Origin of the sequence: Enterococcus nangangensis (genome assembly GCF_005405245.1) — a bacterium.
Lineage (GTDB): Bacteria > Bacillota > Bacilli > Lactobacillales > Enterococcaceae > Enterococcus_J > Enterococcus_J nangangensis.
Genome location: NZ_BJDR01000018.1, coordinates 1 through 14,258 on the forward strand (window position 1 = coordinate 1; position 14,258 = coordinate 14,258).

A 14,258-nucleotide genomic window follows, 5' to 3' on the forward strand; every position below is an offset into this window, starting at 1 on the left:
CGAACACAGAAGTTAAGCTTCTTAGCGCCGATTGTAGTGAGGGGTTGCCCCTTGTGAGAGTAGGACGTCGCCACGCTTAAAGTGTCTTTATATGGGGGCTTAGCTCAGCTGGGAGAGCATCTGCCTTACAAGCAGAGGGTCAGCGGTTCGAACCCGTTAGCCCCCATTTTTCTTTGAGCCGTTAGCTCAGTTGGTAGAGCATCTGACTTTTAATCAGAGGGTCACAGGTTCAAGCCCTGTACGGCTCATTCATGAATCGCGGGTGTGGCGGAATTGGCAGACGCACTAGATTTAGGATCTAGCGCCTAACGGCGTGGGGGTTCAAGTCCCTTCACCCGCACTAGCAGTACCATGCCGGCTTAGCTCAGTTGGTAGAGCATCTGATTTGTAATCAGAGGGTCGAGGGTTCAAGTCCTTTAGCCGGCACTCTTAATATGCGGAAGTAGTTCAGTGGTAGAACATCACCTTGCCAAGGTGGGGGTCGCGGGTTCGAACCCCGTCTTCCGCTTTCTCGAAAGAGAGAAGCACTAAAGAATAGGTATTAGATTTTGCCGGGGTGGCGGAACTGGCAGACGCACAGGACTTAAAATCCTGCGGTGAGTGATCACCGTACCGGTTCGATTCCGGTCCTCGGCATTAGGAATGCGCCTATAGCTCAATTGGATAGAGTGTTTGACTACGAATCAAAAGGTTAGGGGTTCGACTCCCTTTAGGCGCGTAGAACGGGAAGTAGCTCAGCTTGGTAGAGCACCTGGTTTGGGACCAGGGGGTCGCAGGTTCGAATCCTGTCTTCCCGATAATATTAATGGGGGTTTAGCTCAGCTGGGAGAGCGCTTGCATGGCATGCAAGAGGTCAGCGGTTCGATCCCGCTAATCTCCATTTTAATATTTTGGCGGTGTAGCTCAGCTGGCTAGAGCGTCCGGTTCATACCCGGGAGGTCGGGGGTTCGATCCCCTTCGCCGCTATTATTCATATGAGAGCTTGGACCTTTAGCTCAGTTGGTTAGAGCAGACGGCTCATAACCGTCCGGTCGTAGGTTCGAGTCCTACAAGGTCCATTGTGACATTGTAAGAGATAAAATGAATAGTTTTACTTTCAGCTTTAATGGAGGATTACCCAAGTCCGGCTGAAGGGAACGGTCTTGAAAACCGTCAGGCGTGTAAAAGCGTGCAAGGGTTCGAATCCCTTATCCTCCTTTTTATTATCGCGGGGTGGAGCAGTCAGGTAGCTCGTCGGGCTCATAACCCGAAGGTCGTAGGTTCAAATCCTGCCCCCGCAATTGCAATCTTTTGATTGTATGTTTTATGGTCTGGTAGTTCAGCTGGTTAGAATGCCTGCCTGTCACGCAGGAGGTCGCGGGTTCGAGTCCCGTCCAGACCGCTTTTTATGCGGGTGTAGTTTAGTGGTAAAACCACAGCCTTCCAAGCTGTTGTCGCGAGTTCGATTCTCGTCACCCGCTTTTACCATTTTTATTATGGGCCCATAGCTCAGCTGGTTAGAGCGCACGCCTGATAAGCGTGAGGTCGATGGTTCGAGTCCATTTGGGCCCATATATAATATAATGGGGAAGTACTCAAGTGGCTGAAGAGGCGCCCCTGCTAAGGGTGTAGGTCGGGAAACTGGCGCGAGGGTTCAAATCCCTCCTTCTCCGTTTTTTATATTGTTGGCCCGGTGGTCAAGCGGTTAAGACACCGCCCTTTCACGGCGGTAACACGGGTTCGATTCCCGTCCGGGTCATGTTTTACTTTTAAATTTTTTATTATCGCGGGATGGAGCAGTCAGGTAGCTCGTCGGGCTCATAACCCGAAGGTCGTAGGTTCAAATCCTGCTCCCGCAATTGCAATTTTGATTGCAAGCAACAAATTATGAAACGGTTTGGTAGTTCAGCTGGTTAGAATGCCTGCCTGTCACGCAGGAGGTCGCGGGTTCGAGTCCCGTCCAGACCGCTTTTTATATGGCGCGGTAGCTCAGTTGGTAGAGCAACGGATTGAAGCTCCGTGTGTCGGCAGTTCGATTCTGTCTCGCGCCACTTCTTGAAATTTATTTTCAAGAGATCATGGTGAGTTTTTAATCCCCACTGTGGTTACTCATTATGGGCCCATAGCTCAGCTGGTTAGAGCGCACGCCTGATAAGCGTGAGGTCGATGGTTCGAGTCCATTTGGGCCCATTCATTTTTAAAACTATTTTGGCCCGTTGGTCAAGCGGTTAAGACACCGCCCTTTCACGGCGGTAACACGGGTTCGAGTCCCGTACGGGTCATGAAGAGTGCTTTGGCATTCTTTTTTTTTGCTTTTTTTTATTTAAAATGAAAAATAGCGTCAGCGATATTGGTCGCTGACGCTATTTTGGATGCTATAAGAAGTCTTGCGTTAAAACTAAGAAGTCGGCGATATCTTTTTTCACTTGATTGATGCCGGCTTGCCAAAAGTCGGGTTGCGTTAAGTCAACACCGAGATGTTTTTTGGCTAGTTCTTCTGTCGTCATGGCGGCAGTATCCCGCAACAAAGCGATATAGTCGTCTTCAAAGCTAGTACCTTTTTGATTGGCGAAGGCGTAGATGCCCATGGAGAAGAGATAGCCAAAGGTGTAAGGAAAATTATAAAAAGGTACGTCGTCAATATAAAAATGCAACTTGCTAGCCCAGAAGTGGGGATGGGTGGTAGCTAGGGCACCAGCATAGGCCTCCACTTGCGCTGCTGCCATCATATCTGTCAATTCAGTGGGGCTTAAGACCTTTTCTTGGCGCATTTGGTAAAGATTATTCTCAAAAATAAAGCGAGCGTGGATATTCATAAACATCGCAATGGCATTTTGCATTTTAGTGTCAATGAGGTTGATTTTTTCTTCGGCGGTCTTTGCTTCTTTTAAAGCGGCATCAGCGACGATTAATTCAGCAAAAGTCGAAGCTGTCTCGGCGACATTCATGGCGTAGTCTTGGTTCAAATTCGGTAAGTCCCACATGACGCTAGCATGAAAAGCGTGGCCTAATTCGTGGGCCAAAGTAGCTACTTCATTGATGGAACCACCGTAAGTCATGAAAATACGGGACTCTTGGCTTTCCGGTAAGCTGGTACAGTAACCGCCAGGACGTTTGCCGGGACGATCTTCAGCTTCAATCCAACTTTTTTCAAAAGCCATTTGAGCAAAGTCCGCCATTTTTGGTGAAAACTTGCGGAAGTTTTGTAAAATAAAAGCCGCACCTTCGTCAAAGGAATATTTTTTTTCTTGCAGACTTCCTAAAATAATCGGGGCATCTTGATCTTGCCATTCCATCTTTTCTTTGCCTAACAGTTGGGCTTTACGCGTTAAGTAGTCGACAAAAGGTTGTTTATTTTTTTGAATGGTTTCCCACATGACCTTTAAGGTAGCCGGTTGCAGACGGTTGTATTCCAAAGCTTCGTCTAAATAATGTTTGCGATTGTGCAATTGGTAGTTAGTTAAACGGAAGCCATCTAAGTGATTCAAAGTATCTGCAAATAATTCGGCTTTTTCCCCCCAGACTTTTTCCCATTGGTCAAAAATATTTTTGCGGACGGTAGGATTAGGATCTCCCATCATGCGGTTAAAAGCTTGACCCGCGGAGAGTTTTTCACCGTTGACGTCAATCACGATGCTAGCCACAATGGTATCGTAATGTTCACTCCAACCGTTGAAGCCGTCGATGGCCAGGTGGGAAATAATCTTTTCTTCGGCTTCGGATAGTTGGCGTTGGCCCTCTTTACGAACTTCAGTTAAACGAAAAGCAATCGTTTGGTAAGGTTCTTTGGTTAATAACTCTTGGAAAGTTGTTTCAGGAATATCGCTGATTTTTTTGTAAAGCTCTGTGTTAGGGGCACTGACTAAGGGAATGAAGCTCATGAGGCGGCCGTACAAACCTTTCGCTTGTTCGTCCTTGACGTTTTGTGCCGTCAAAGCGCCGATAAAACTAGCACATTGGCTAATCCCTTGGTCAATTTTTTCTTTCAGTTGCAAGACAGCGCCGAGGGTTTCTGGTTTTTCCGGATCAAGGGCGGCGGTTTGGGCCACAAAGTCGGCAATTTCATTTTTTAAAGCAGTGAGGCGCTCTTGTAATTTTTCAGAAGCGGCACCACCGGGGAAAATCGTTTCTAAATCCCAAGTTAAACTATAGTTCAAAGTCATCATCCTTTCGTTTTTTGTTAGCTTGATTATAGCATAAAGGCTTGTGGAAGGAGGAAAAATTCAGTAGGATAGAAGAGAGGTGACGTCATGAAAAAACAAATGCGTAACGGAAATTTTTATCTGGGACTGGCGATGGTCATGATGGTGGTTTTATTTATCAGTTCAGCCCAGACGTATGAACAGCAATCACAAGTTGGTTTACTGGAAAAAATTCTTCATAACCAGCCCTTTAAAGCAAGTCTAAGCAAGATTTCTTTTGACTATGCGGGGAGTCTGGTCAGTATTGCCCATAGTGGTTATTTTTCTTTCGTGGAATTTTTTATCCGCAAAGGCGCCCATTTTGCGACGTATTTTATTTTAGGGGCCAGTTGGTTCTTAGGTTTCCTCCCGAAAACTAAACTTTATCTCATGACGGCTTTAGTCAGTTGGCTAGCGGCCACCGGCTACGCTGGCCTAGATGAGTTTCATCAAATGCTAACAGGTGGTCGCACGCCGCTTTTTCAAGATGTGGTCCTGGATAGTATTGGCGCTTTGACGGGGGTCGTGATTATGCTGTTGATTCGCTACATTTCGAAGAAAAAGTAAAAAAGAAGTGTTGCTTCTTAGAGCAAATAAAAATAAATTTTTGGGGGAATAAAATGTCTAACTTACCAAATTGTCCACAATGTAACTCAGCGTATACGTATGAAGATGGTGATTTTTTAATCTGTCCAGAATGTGCGTATGAATGGACAATGCACCAAGTAGCAGAAAATGACGATTTGATTGTGAAGGATGCTAACGGCAATCTTTTAGCAGATGGAAATAGCGTTTCAGTGATTAAAGATTTAAAAGTCAAAGGAAGTTCTACACCCTTAAAACAAGGCACAAAAGTAAAAAATATTCGACTCGTCGCTGGTGACCACAACATTGATTGTAAAATTGATGGTTTTGGTTCCATGAAATTAAAATCCGAATTTGTTAAAAAGTTAAGCTGAAAATAGACAACTTTTCAAAGGAGTAGACGAAATGAAAAAGAAAACACGTTTACTGTGGAGCAGCGTAATTATTTTTATTTTGGTTTCTGTTCTGCAGATTTTTTTAGCTTTGACTGGAATTGTAATTCCTAAGATTGTCAGTTGGTTTTACAATGGAACTATCGTAGTATTTTTTATTGCTGTCTGGCGAGTTCTTCGGCAAAAAAGCATCAAGAGATAAATAATGAAAAGAAGATATCTACTAAAGATGTCTTTTTTTTATGGCGGTAGTTAAGATTTGCCGTTTTTGGCAAACAAGTCAAAGAGTGCTAAAATAAAGGCATTGGAAGCTTTCGTAACAGAAGACGTTTAGGAGGAATTATTCATGTCAGGACACAGTAAATGGAACAATATTCAAGGTCGGAAAAATGCGCAAGACGCCAAACGGGGAAAAATTTTCCAAAAGATTTCGCGGGAAATTTATATGGCGGCTAAAGCGGGTGGACCAGATCCAGCTGATAATCCTAGCTTGCGTTTAGTGATGGATAAAGCAAAAGCGGCCAACATGCCTAACGATAACGTTGAACGGGCCATTAAAAAAGCAACATCGGCCAGCGAAGGGGAAAACTATGATGAAGTTGTCTACGAAGGCTATGGACCTGGTGGCGTAGCGATTCTAGTCCATACGTTGACCGATAATAAAAACCGAACTAGTACCAATGTGCGGGTTGCTTTCACGCGTAATGGCGGTTCCATGGGGGCGACGGGTTCCGTGAGCTATCTTTTTGACCGCAAAGGCTACATCGTTATTGAGCGGGAAGGGTTAGCCCAAACCGAAGATGAAATGTTAGAAGCGGTGTTGGAAGCAGGGGCGGAGGACTTACAAACGCAACCTGAAGTTTTTGAAATTTATACGGCGCCAGAAGACTTCACGGCAGTCAGAGACCAATTAGAAGCGGATGGCTTTACTTTAGCCACAGCGGAACTCACCATGATTCCGCAAAATACGGTGCCTATTCCTAGTGATAAACAAGAACAGTTTGCCCGCTTAGTGGATAAGTTGGAAGACGACGATGATGTTTCGGAAGTTTTTACGGCGGCTGAATGATTTTTAACGGTCAAAATGGCTTTGAGCAAAAAATGCTCAAGGTCATTTTTTTTTTGCAAATTTTTAGTGGAAAAAATTTTTCTTTGCGTATTTTCTTTACAAGGGGGAAAGAAGATGGAGGTAAAAAGTTACGCGCGGCAAATGTTGTACCGAGCTTTTGCCAGTGGGGCGGTGGATTTATATTTATTGCCTCACGGGCCATGGATGGAAATTTATCAACGGCAAGGGAGTAAGCGGGAATTAGTTGCGCAATTGAAAATGGCTTTTGGCATGGATTTATTACGCCATTTAAAATTTTTAGGTCACATGGATATTGCTGAAACTCGCAAACCACAATTGGGGGCTTTTACGTATCCCCCCAGCACTAATGAAGGCCCCTTGCGCTTGCGTTTATCTAGTGTGGGTAATTATCAAGGACAAGAGAGCTTAGTCGTTCGCTTTTTTAATGGGAGCAGGCGCCAGCAGCGGACATTGTTTCCGTTAAATCCTGAAAAACTAGCAACGTTTAGTCAGCGGGGGTTACATCTTTTTGTGGGACCTACTGGCAGTGGCAAGACGACGTTAATGTATCAACTAGCTCGGCAAAAAAACTTTCAACAAGTCATTACGATTGAAGATCCGGTGGAAATTGAAGAGCCGAACTTTTTGCAACTGCAGACCAATCAACAAATTGGGTTAACCTATGAAGCCTTGATTAAAGTCTGCTTACGCCACCGCCCGGATTGTCTGATTATCGGGGAGATTCGGGACGAAGAGACGGCCCAGATGGTCTTAAGAGCAAGTTTAACTGGTCACGTGGTGTTTGCGACGTTACATGCGCAAAATTATCCAGAGGTGTTAGAACGTTTGGCGGAACTGGGCCTCAGTAAAGGCAGCAGCACCCAAGTATTACGCAACGTCGTTTTCCAGCGGGTGGTGGCAATTAAGTGTCCGTGGTGTGGGGAAAATCCTAGTGTCGCTTGTGAGAAGCCTCATGATGGTTACCTGGCGGCGGTGGGTAATTGGGAAAATCAACTAAGAAAGGCGTATGCTTATGGTTTTATCACTGAAAACACGTATCGCAAGGAGCAAATTACGTCGACCTTTAGTCCGTAGTAAGCTGTGTCACTTAATGCAGGAGATGTTGACGAATGGTTTTGCTCTACAAGAAGTCTTGCAGTTTATGGCCAAACTCCCCCACGTGGAAGGTTATTTTGCCCTAGAGATGCTAAAAGTGCTGGAAACAGGGGGAAGTGTTCCCCAAGCGTTTCAAGCGGTCAACTTTCCACAAGATGCTTTGCTCCAATTGCAGCTAGCTGAAGTCCACGGGGATTTAGCAGGTACTTTGGCTGTTTTAGCAGACACTAGCCGCATGCAAGCCCAACAACAAAAAGCGCTGCAAAAAGTCTTAGCCTATCCCTTATTGCTCTTAAGCTTTGTCCTTTTAATCCTCCTGGCCCTCAAATTCTTCTTAATCCCCCAATTAAGCGCCAGTAGCAGCTTAGGCGATCCTCAGTTGCTGCACCAAGTTAGTCGTTTACCTGACTATTTGTTACTGGCAAGTGGTGGCCTGCTGTTACTAGGACTCTTGCTGAAAAGTCTGCTGCGGCGCTGGTCTCCTTTAAGGCGGGCCAATTTTTACGCTCGTTGTCCTTTAGTGGGTAGTTTTTATCAAATGTATGTCACCGCACTTTTTGCTCGTGAGTTTGGCAAATTACTAAAGCTAGGTATCGACTTGCGGCAAATTTATCGCTTGTTGGCTACTCAAACTTTTCATCCTTTGTTGCGGGCTTTAGCCGAAACGGGGGAAGCCGATGCCCAACAAGGTCGAAGCTTACTGACGAGTTTACAAAAAGCGCACTTTTTTCAACCGGAACTGTATACTATGATTCAAACTGGGGAAGTTAAAGGAAAACTCGGGGCTGAATTATTGTATTTCAGCCGCGTCTTGTGGCAACGTCTCTTAGAAAAAATGGAAAACAGTCTACGGTACGTCCAGCCCTTGATTTTTGTCGGCATCGCCTTACTGATTGTCTTATTGTATGCCGCCTTATTGCTACCGATGTATGGAAACCAATTGGAGGGATTCTAAATGAAACAACTTATTACAAAATATCGGAGAAAAGAGCTTTCTTCCTTCACTCTTTTAGAAATGCTCGTCGTGTTAATTATTATTGGAGTACTAATATTGCTCTTCATCCCCAATATTGCCAATCAGCGGGAGAACATCAACAATACAGAAAAAGATACGATTGAAAAAGTAGTGGAAACCCAAAGCCAGTTATATTTGTTGGATAACCCGGATAAAACTAGTGTGGAGCCTGAAGATTTGGTGGATAAATATCTTGAAGAAAAACAATTAGAAGCTTATCGTAAACATTTTCCAAAACCATGAAGCTCCGCGCCTTCACTTTAGTCGAAGCTCTGCTGGTGCTAGTAATCGTGGCGCTCTTTTTGCTGATTCCCATTAGTCGTTTTGAGCACCTTAAAGGGCGCTACCAAGAAGAGCAGTTTATTCGGCGCTTTGAGCAAGAATTTTTGTACACGCAACAGATGGCGGTAGTGACAGGCCATTACAGCTATGTCTACTATCGTAGCGCCACTCCCCATTTCTTATTTCAGCACCGCTTTGAAGGAGAAACTATTTTTCGTGAGGCAGCGGTTATTTTTCCCAGCAGTGTGCAACGGCAAATTGCGCCGATCAGCTTATCTTTTAGTGGAGGTTCGGGACGAGTGGGTACGTTAGTGGTCTACAAATTCCGCTGCAAATATCTCAATTACAGTGTGCAGTATCAATTACAGATGGGGAGTGGTCGCTATACGAAAACGATTCTGGCCTATTAAAGGCCTCCTATTTTTGGAAGGATTGGTAGGCTTACTGGCCATGACAGTGGTTCTCACTTTGTGTTATCCGCAGTTTGTTTTTTTGCAACAACAGACGGTTAAAGCCGAAGCTGACCTTTTAGGCTATCAACTTTTAAAAGAAGAGACGCAACGCTTGCTGACAGGGGAAGCACGGCAAGGAACGCAACAGCATCTAGGAACCAGTTATACGGTGGTCTCCTTAACAGACGGTGTGCAAATTATTTTGCGAGGTATCACCTATGATTTCCAAGAAATTTAAAAGTTTCACGTTAATTGAGGCGCTCGTGTCTCTAATTTTATTAGGGCTCGTCTGTTTGTCATTCCAAACGGGTGTCCAACAACTACAACAGGTGGAAAAGCGGAGCAGCGCGAGCCAAATTGCTGACTTTCATACTTTTTTATTACTGCTGGCAAAAGAAACGGCGGACTTTCACTATGTGTCCACCATCAGTACAGGGGAATCCATTAGTTATACTGCTGCTACTGGCCAAATGTCGATAAATTTTTATCCTAGTGGTCAATTAATCCGTAAAACGTTGAATAGTGGGCATCATCCTTTATTGATGCGAGTGAAGAGTTTTCGGGCAACACCTACTAATAACGGGCATGAAATTGAGGTGACGTTTTTAAATGAAGAGACGTATTTGGGCTACTTGCCGCATCCCACCCCATAAAAATAAGCGCCTGCCTGCTAGTATTTTAGTCAGCACGCTAGGTTTACTTTTTCTTTTTAGTCTGCTGCTGTTATTGGCGCTAGAAAGTTATGGGCGGCACCAGCGGATTATCCGTGATTTACAGCAGCATTACTTAGCGGAAACGCTCCAAGAATGGAGTTATCAAAAATTAATCGCCGGTAGTACTAGCGAGCGTTTTTTCTTCCACGAAGGAGAGGTGCACGTGACCGCTAATGATGAAAAGTGGACTTTGCTAGTGACGGTGTCCCCCAATACGTATAAATTTATCCGTCCGCGCCCGCAAGTGACAGCGCCATCTGAGCCAACGGATGAAGCAACGGATGAGACCGAGACCACCAATAGTGAAACAGACGGCCAAGAAGCAATGAAATAAGCTAGTTAACGAAGCCAAAGGAGCGCAACTCCTTTGGCTTTTGGCGTTCTGGTAAATTAATTTTCGTAAATCGTTGCACACGCAACGATTTTTCTTTATACTATGAAGTTGAATGCTTTATCTTAAGGAGGAAGAGCCGATGGAAGTTATGATGCGCTACATTGACCGCATCACGCGTTTAGCGTATATCTACCGGGAAGATTATTTGAAAGACTATGGATTAAGTGGGATGCACCATACATATATCACCACCATTTGTCGCAATCCAGGAATTTCCCAAGAAGCTTTAGCGCAAAAAATTTTTGTGAATAAAAGTAACGTGGCTCGTCAAGTCGCTTTTTTAGAAAAGAGTGGCTATCTGACGCGGAAAGCAAGTCCCACCGATAAACGAAAATTATTACTTTATCCCACAGAAAAAGCCATTGCGGTGCGGCCGGTGATCGCCGAAATGTTGCGGGCTTGGAATCAAGCGTTGCTGGAAGATTTTGCACCAGAAGAACGGGCCTTTTTATCCCACGCCTTAGAGCACACGATGGCTAAAGCGGTGGAACTGACCCATATCAAGGAGGAAAAGGCGTGAAACTATTTATTGAATATTTAAGACCGAATTTTAGGCGGATGAGTCTGGGGATGTTCATCAAGTTCATCGGGGCCATTATGGATTTGTTACTGCCGTGGATCTTAGCCTACATTATTGATTCGGTAATCCCAACGAAAAAAATTCCCCTCGTGATTTGGTGGGGGGTGGCGATGCTAGCTTGTTCCGTAGTGGCAATCGTCACTAACGTGGTGGCCAATCGGATGGCGGCCCGAGTCGCCCGCGATACGACGGAAAAAGTGCGCCACGATTTGTTTGCCAAAGTCTCCTTACTATCCACTACCCAATTTGAAGAGGTGGGCTTGCCCTCACTGGTTTCTCGTTTAACGACGGATACGTACAACATCCACCAATCCATCGGGATGAGTCAACGGATTGGAATTCGGGCGCCGATTTTACTGTTAGGGGGAATTTTCATCACCTTTACGCTGGATCCTATTTTGACGTGGGTCTTAATCGGCGTACTACCTTTCACGGTGGCTACCGTCTATTTTGTCTCTAAAAAAGGGATTCCGTTATTTACGAAATTACAAGTACAAATTGATAAGTTGGTGCGGACCGTGCGGGAAAATATCACTGGTGCGCGGGTAATTAAAGCTTTATCCAAGACACCTTATGAAATTGGGCGCTTTACCCAAGTCAATGACGAGTTAGTCGCCGCGGAAACCAAAGCCAACCAAGTGATGGCTTTAACTTCCCCTTTTATGAACTTCTTTTTAAACGGCGGTTTAACCTTAGTAATTTTGGTGGCTGCCTACCGCGTGAATGACGGCTTGACCCAACCAGGGGTGATTGTTGCCTTTTTGACCTACTTTACGATTATTTTAAATGCCATGTTGAGTATTACTCGGATTTTTGTCAGCTTTTCTCGTGGTTTAGCCTCAGCTGATCGGATTCAAGGCGTCCTGCGCTTAAAACCAGATTTAAAAGTTGTTCCCGATGGCACGGTGGTAAAAGCCAGTGTCCCGCAAGTTGTCTTTAAAAATGTTTCCTTTAACTATCCCAATGGCGGCAAAGTGGTGACAGATTTGAATTTTGCCGTGCCTAAAGGAACCACATTAGGGATTATTGGCGGCACGGGTACCGGGAAAACCACGATCATTAAATTGTTACTGCGACTTTACGACGCAACAAAAGGGGAAATTCAAATTGCTGGGCGGGATATTAAAAGTATTCCGGAAAAAGAACTGCACCAAATGTTTGGCGTGGCGATGCAAAAAGATAAAATTTTTGCCGACAGCATTTTAAATAATATCGTCTTTGGTCGCGAAATTACGCCAGAACAGGTGCAAGAAGCTTTAGTCGCCGCCCAAGCACAAGAATTTGTCGAAAAATTACCCGAAGGATTAGACTATCAATTGAAATCTAACGGTTCTAACTTAAGTGGCGGCCAACGACAACGGGTTCTTTTAGCCCGCGCTTTAGCTGGACCACCGGAAATTTTAATTCTCGATGATTCGTCTAGTGCCCTGGACTACAAGACGGATGCTCAGTTGCGAAAAGCTTTACGGCAATTGCAAGACACGACGAAAATTTTAATTGCCCAACGAATTAGTTCTATTCAACACGCCGACCAAATCATCGTCTTAGTCAAAGGACAAATCGCAGGATTGGGTACCCATGAAAACTTATTACAAACTTGTCCTGAATACCAAGCAATTTATCTTTCCCAAGGAGGTGCAGTAGCGTGAAATCCATGAAAACTGATCGACCTAAAAATCGCCGCCAAGCGCTCTTGCGTCTGGGACGTTACTTAATGCGTTTCAAGTGGTTACTCATCCTTTGTCTTGTCTTAACGGTAGTCAGTAATATTTTTCAATTAATCGGCCCGAGCCTTTCCGGGAAAGCCATTGATGCTATTCAGTTTGGTCCCGGGAAAGTGCATTTTTCAGCGGTCTTTTATTATTGTGGGTTGATGTTGATTTTTTACTTATTAGCCTCTATCCTAACTTTTGTGATTACTAACCTCATGATTCGTTTAAGCCAACAAATTGTGCGCACCTTACGGCAAGAAGTTTTTGAAAAGTTAGCGATTTTACCGGTGGGTTATTTTGACCAATATGCCACTGGGGATATTTTGAGTCGCATTACCTACGACATTGATAATATTAATACCTCCTTAACCAGTGACTCTGTACAAATTTTGACGAGTTTGATTACGGTGGTGGGTTCGCTAATTATGATGTTTAGTATCTCCGCGGAATTAGTGGTGGTCTTTGTAGTGACGGTACCGGCTTCCATCTTGTTGACGCGCTTTTTAGTGCGGCGTTTCCAACCGTTGTTTAAAGCCCGCTCGCAAAAATTGGGGGAATTAAACGGTTTAGTAGAAGAACTGACTAGTGGCCAACAAACGACCAAAATTTATCACCAAGAAGAACGGATGCTGGCGCGCTTTGACCAAATGAACACGGAAGCGGTGGACGCTTATTACAACGCTGAATACTATGGTAGTGTCACAGGTCCTAGCGTCAACTTGATTAATAATATTTCTTTATCGTTAATTTCTGTATTAGGCGCACTGCTCTTTTTAGTAGGGCATTTAACTTTAGGGAACCTCTCTTCTTTTGTGCTTTATTCGCGGAAATTTTCTGGCCCCATCAATGAATTTGCCAACATCTTTTCTGATTTACAATCCGCCTTGGCGGCAGCGGAACGTGTCTTCCGTTTGCTAGATGAAGACCCCGAAGTTGTGGACGTGTTAGACGCCTATACCTTTAACGAGGTTAAAGGGGATGTCGCCTTAGACCACGTTTCCTTTGGTTATCAACCAGACCGCATTATCATTCATGACCTGAGCTTAAAAGCACCGGCTGGGAACCTTGTCGCTATTGTCGGACCCACTGGTGCTGGTAAAACGACGATTGTCAATTTACTGATGCGCTTTTACGATCCCAATACTGGGATCATTACCTTAGACGGACACGATATTAAACTAGCTACCCGCAAAAGTTTACGCCAAGCTTACGCCATGGTTTTACAAGATACCTGGCTCTTTACAGGAACGGTCTTTGAAAATCTCGCTTACGGCAATGAAAAAGCGACGCAAGCTGATGTGGAAAAGGCCGCCAAAGCCGCCCACGTCCATGATTTTATTATGCAGTTACCCAAAGGCTACCAGACAATTTTAGATGAAGACGGTCTAAATTTATCACAGGGGCAAAAACAGTTGTTGACCATTGCACGAGCCATGTTACTGGATGCGGAAATTTTAATTTTAGATGAAGCCACCTCTAACGTTGATACGCAAACTGAGCGTTTGATTCAAGCGGCGATGCAAGAATTGATGGTGGGAAAAACCAGCTTTGTGATTGCTCACCGCCTTTCAACGATTCAAAATGCCGATACGATTTTAGTCGTGCAAGATGGGAATATTGTAGAACAAGGGACTCACGCCGAACTATTAACCCATCACGGGGTTTATGCCGAGTTGTACCAAGCGCAGTACCAAGTGTAATCTTTTTTTGAGTGTTGCTTTAATCGCAATTATTCGCTAAAATAGGACAGGTAAGATTGGTTGTACTAGTGAAAAGTAAAGGAGGCTT

The 14,258-nt window shown here is 44.6% G+C and carries 15 protein-coding genes, 23 tRNA genes and 1 rRNA gene; 38 read left to right on the forward strand and 1 reads right to left on the reverse strand.

The features are described 5' to 3' along the window. The 24 genes from rrf to FFM57_RS06775 form a co-directional block, all read left to right on the forward strand. A 5S ribosomal RNA gene (gene rrf, locus FFM57_RS10070) occupies positions 1 to 76 on the forward strand; the annotation flags it as partial. 17 nt (positions 77 to 93) lie between these two features. Then, positions 94 to 166, forward strand: a tRNA-Val gene (locus FFM57_RS06665). Between the two features lie 9 nt (positions 167 to 175). Beyond that, positions 176 to 248 (forward strand) — tRNA-Lys (locus tag FFM57_RS06670). Between the two features lie 10 nt (positions 249 to 258). Continuing rightward, positions 259 to 340: transfer RNA gene (locus tag FFM57_RS06675), tRNA-Leu, on the forward strand. A 13-nt stretch (positions 341 to 353) separates the two neighbouring features. Further along, a tRNA-Thr gene (locus FFM57_RS06680) sits at positions 354 to 426 on the forward strand. A 10-nt stretch (positions 427 to 436) separates the two neighbouring features. Continuing rightward, positions 437 to 508 (forward strand) — tRNA-Gly (locus tag FFM57_RS06685). 42 nt (positions 509 to 550) lie between these two features. After that, a tRNA-Leu gene (locus FFM57_RS06690) sits at positions 551 to 636 on the forward strand. Positions 637 to 644: 8 nt separating this feature from the next. Next, positions 645 to 718, forward strand: a tRNA-Arg gene (locus tag FFM57_RS06695). Between the two features lie 5 nt (positions 719 to 723). Continuing rightward, a tRNA-Pro gene (locus tag FFM57_RS06700) sits at positions 724 to 797 on the forward strand. Between the two features lie 10 nt (positions 798 to 807). After that, positions 808 to 880: transfer RNA gene (locus tag FFM57_RS06705), tRNA-Ala, on the forward strand. 12 nt (positions 881 to 892) lie between these two features. After that, positions 893 to 966: transfer RNA gene (locus FFM57_RS06710), tRNA-Met, on the forward strand. 18 nt (positions 967 to 984) lie between these two features. After that, positions 985 to 1,058 (forward strand) — tRNA-Ile (locus FFM57_RS06715). Positions 1,059 to 1,107: 49 nt separating this feature from the next. Then, positions 1,108 to 1,197, forward strand: a tRNA-Ser gene (locus FFM57_RS06720). 9 nt (positions 1,198 to 1,206) lie between these two features. Continuing rightward, a tRNA-Met gene (locus FFM57_RS06725) sits at positions 1,207 to 1,280 on the forward strand. A gap of 27 nt (positions 1,281 to 1,307) precedes the next feature. Beyond that, positions 1,308 to 1,381: transfer RNA gene (locus FFM57_RS06730), tRNA-Asp, on the forward strand. Positions 1,382 to 1,389: 8 nt separating this feature from the next. Beyond that, positions 1,390 to 1,460, forward strand: a tRNA-Gly gene (locus tag FFM57_RS06735). Positions 1,461 to 1,477: 17 nt separating this feature from the next. Next, positions 1,478 to 1,551 (forward strand) — tRNA-Ile (locus FFM57_RS06740). A 13-nt stretch (positions 1,552 to 1,564) separates the two neighbouring features. Then, positions 1,565 to 1,652: transfer RNA gene (locus tag FFM57_RS06745), tRNA-Ser, on the forward strand. A gap of 14 nt (positions 1,653 to 1,666) precedes the next feature. Beyond that, positions 1,667 to 1,738: transfer RNA gene (locus tag FFM57_RS06750), tRNA-Glu, on the forward strand. Between the two features lie 26 nt (positions 1,739 to 1,764). Beyond that, positions 1,765 to 1,838: transfer RNA gene (locus FFM57_RS06755), tRNA-Met, on the forward strand. 35 nt (positions 1,839 to 1,873) lie between these two features. Then, positions 1,874 to 1,947, forward strand: a tRNA-Asp gene (locus FFM57_RS06760). A 10-nt stretch (positions 1,948 to 1,957) separates the two neighbouring features. Continuing rightward, positions 1,958 to 2,030, forward strand: a tRNA-Phe gene (locus tag FFM57_RS06765). Between the two features lie 65 nt (positions 2,031 to 2,095). Continuing rightward, positions 2,096 to 2,169 (forward strand) — tRNA-Ile (locus FFM57_RS06770). 20 nt (positions 2,170 to 2,189) lie between these two features. Continuing rightward, positions 2,190 to 2,261: transfer RNA gene (locus FFM57_RS06775), tRNA-Glu, on the forward strand. Positions 2,262 to 2,354: 93 nt separating this feature from the next. On the opposite strand, the gene FFM57_RS06780 is transcribed toward FFM57_RS06775, so the two are convergent. Beyond that, positions 2,355 to 4,136: a M3 family oligoendopeptidase gene (locus FFM57_RS06780; protein ID WP_137599755.1), complete on the reverse strand. Its 1,782-nt coding sequence runs from the start codon at positions 4,134 to 4,136 to the stop codon at positions 2,355 to 2,357. Positions 4,137 to 4,229: 93 nt separating this feature from the next. On the opposite strand from FFM57_RS06780, the gene FFM57_RS06785 reads away from it, so the two are divergent. The 14 genes from FFM57_RS06785 (at position 4,230) to FFM57_RS06850 (ending at position 14,170) form a co-directional block, all read left to right on the forward strand. Next, on the forward strand, positions 4,230 to 4,727 hold the full coding sequence (locus tag FFM57_RS06785) for a VanZ family protein (RefSeq protein ID WP_137599756.1): 498 nt from the start codon (positions 4,230 to 4,232) through the stop codon (positions 4,725 to 4,727). A gap of 53 nt (positions 4,728 to 4,780) precedes the next feature. Beyond that, positions 4,781 to 5,119 (forward strand): zinc ribbon domain-containing protein YjdM, encoded by a 339-nt coding sequence (locus tag FFM57_RS06790; RefSeq protein ID WP_137599757.1) that lies wholly within the window; start codon positions 4,781 to 4,783, stop codon positions 5,117 to 5,119. Between the two features lie 31 nt (positions 5,120 to 5,150). After that, positions 5,151 to 5,339 (forward strand): hypothetical protein, encoded by a 189-nt coding sequence (locus tag FFM57_RS06795; protein ID WP_137599758.1) that lies wholly within the window; start codon positions 5,151 to 5,153, stop codon positions 5,337 to 5,339. A 144-nt stretch (positions 5,340 to 5,483) separates the two neighbouring features. Next, the gene (locus FFM57_RS06800; RefSeq protein WP_137599759.1) at positions 5,484 to 6,206 is read left to right on the forward strand and encodes a YebC/PmpR family DNA-binding transcriptional regulator; all 723 of its coding nucleotides are present in this window, start codon (positions 5,484 to 5,486) and stop codon (positions 6,204 to 6,206) included. A gap of 114 nt (positions 6,207 to 6,320) precedes the next feature. Then, positions 6,321 to 7,301, forward strand: a complete 981-nt coding sequence (gene comGA, locus FFM57_RS06805; protein WP_137599760.1) for a competence type IV pilus ATPase ComGA — start codon at positions 6,321 to 6,323, stop codon at positions 7,299 to 7,301. Further along, on the forward strand, positions 7,240 to 8,277 hold the full coding sequence (comGB, locus tag FFM57_RS06810; protein WP_281275737.1) for a competence type IV pilus assembly protein ComGB: 1,038 nt from the start codon (positions 7,240 to 7,242) through the stop codon (positions 8,275 to 8,277). Before comGA ends, comGB begins: the two co-directional genes overlap by 62 nt. Beyond that, positions 8,278 to 8,580, forward strand: coding sequence for a competence type IV pilus major pilin ComGC (comGC, locus tag FFM57_RS06815; protein ID WP_137599762.1), 303 nt, complete (start codon positions 8,278 to 8,280; stop codon positions 8,578 to 8,580). Then, on the forward strand, positions 8,577 to 9,029 hold the full coding sequence (comGD, locus tag FFM57_RS06820) for a competence type IV pilus minor pilin ComGD (protein WP_281275738.1): 453 nt from the start codon (positions 8,577 to 8,579) through the stop codon (positions 9,027 to 9,029). Before comGC ends, comGD begins: the two co-directional genes overlap by 4 nt. A 13-nt stretch (positions 9,030 to 9,042) precedes the next feature. After that, a complete protein-coding gene (locus FFM57_RS06825) occupies positions 9,043 to 9,309 on the forward strand; it encodes a hypothetical protein (RefSeq protein ID WP_137599764.1) in 267 nt (88 codons plus the stop codon). Further along, the gene (locus FFM57_RS06830; protein WP_137599785.1) at positions 9,290 to 9,724 is read left to right on the forward strand and encodes a competence type IV pilus minor pilin ComGF; all 435 of its coding nucleotides are present in this window, start codon (positions 9,290 to 9,292) and stop codon (positions 9,722 to 9,724) included. The genes FFM57_RS06825 and FFM57_RS06830 overlap by 20 nt, the downstream gene beginning before the upstream one ends. Next, on the forward strand, positions 9,681 to 10,118 hold the full coding sequence (gene comGG, locus FFM57_RS06835) for a competence type IV pilus minor pilin ComGG (RefSeq protein ID WP_137599765.1): 438 nt from the start codon (positions 9,681 to 9,683) through the stop codon (positions 10,116 to 10,118). The genes FFM57_RS06830 and comGG overlap by 44 nt, the downstream gene beginning before the upstream one ends. A 139-nt stretch (positions 10,119 to 10,257) precedes the next feature. Then, entirely contained in the window at positions 10,258 to 10,698 is a 441-nt protein-coding gene (locus FFM57_RS06840; RefSeq protein ID WP_137599766.1) for a MarR family winged helix-turn-helix transcriptional regulator, read from the forward strand. Beyond that, a complete protein-coding gene (locus tag FFM57_RS06845; protein ID WP_137599767.1) occupies positions 10,695 to 12,407 on the forward strand; it encodes an ABC transporter ATP-binding protein in 1,713 nt (570 codons plus the stop codon). The genes FFM57_RS06840 and FFM57_RS06845 overlap by 4 nt, the downstream gene beginning before the upstream one ends. 5 nt (positions 12,408 to 12,412) lie before the next feature. Further along, complete coding sequence (locus tag FFM57_RS06850; RefSeq protein WP_137599786.1) at positions 12,413 to 14,170, forward strand: ABC transporter ATP-binding protein; 1,758 nt, start codon at positions 12,413 to 12,415, stop codon at positions 14,168 to 14,170. Positions 14,171 to 14,258 lie beyond the last annotated feature (88 nt).

What these genes read in the sequence shown, in the direction of transcription:
- FFM57_RS06785 (WP_137599756.1), top strand. Translation starts at nt 4,230, where the DNA reads ATGAAAAAACAAATGCGTAACGGAAATTTTTATCTGGGACTGGCGATG.
- FFM57_RS06790 (WP_137599757.1), top strand. Translation starts at nt 4,781, where the DNA reads ATGTCTAACTTACCAAATTGTCCACAATGTAACTCAGCGTATACGTAT.
- FFM57_RS06795 (WP_137599758.1), top strand. Translation starts at nt 5,151, where the DNA reads ATGAAAAAGAAAACACGTTTACTGTGGAGCAGCGTAATTATTTTTATT.
- FFM57_RS06800 (WP_137599759.1), top strand. Translation starts at nt 5,484, where the DNA reads ATGTCAGGACACAGTAAATGGAACAATATTCAAGGTCGGAAAAATGCG.
- comGA (WP_137599760.1), top strand. Translation starts at nt 6,321, where the DNA reads ATGGAGGTAAAAAGTTACGCGCGGCAAATGTTGTACCGAGCTTTTGCC.
- comGB (WP_281275737.1), top strand. Translation starts at nt 7,240, where the DNA reads ATGGTTTTATCACTGAAAACACGTATCGCAAGGAGCAAATTACGTCGA.
- comGC (WP_137599762.1), top strand. Translation starts at nt 8,278, where the DNA reads ATGAAACAACTTATTACAAAATATCGGAGAAAAGAGCTTTCTTCCTTC.
- comGD (WP_281275738.1), top strand. Translation starts at nt 8,577, where the DNA reads ATGAAGCTCCGCGCCTTCACTTTAGTCGAAGCTCTGCTGGTGCTAGTA.
- FFM57_RS06830 (WP_137599785.1), top strand. Translation starts at nt 9,290, where the DNA reads ATGATTTCCAAGAAATTTAAAAGTTTCACGTTAATTGAGGCGCTCGTG.
- comGG (WP_137599765.1), top strand. Translation starts at nt 9,681, where the DNA reads ATGAAGAGACGTATTTGGGCTACTTGCCGCATCCCACCCCATAAAAAT.
- FFM57_RS06840 (WP_137599766.1), top strand. Translation starts at nt 10,258, where the DNA reads ATGGAAGTTATGATGCGCTACATTGACCGCATCACGCGTTTAGCGTAT.
- FFM57_RS06850 (WP_137599786.1), top strand. Translation starts at nt 12,413, where the DNA reads ATGAAAACTGATCGACCTAAAAATCGCCGCCAAGCGCTCTTGCGTCTG.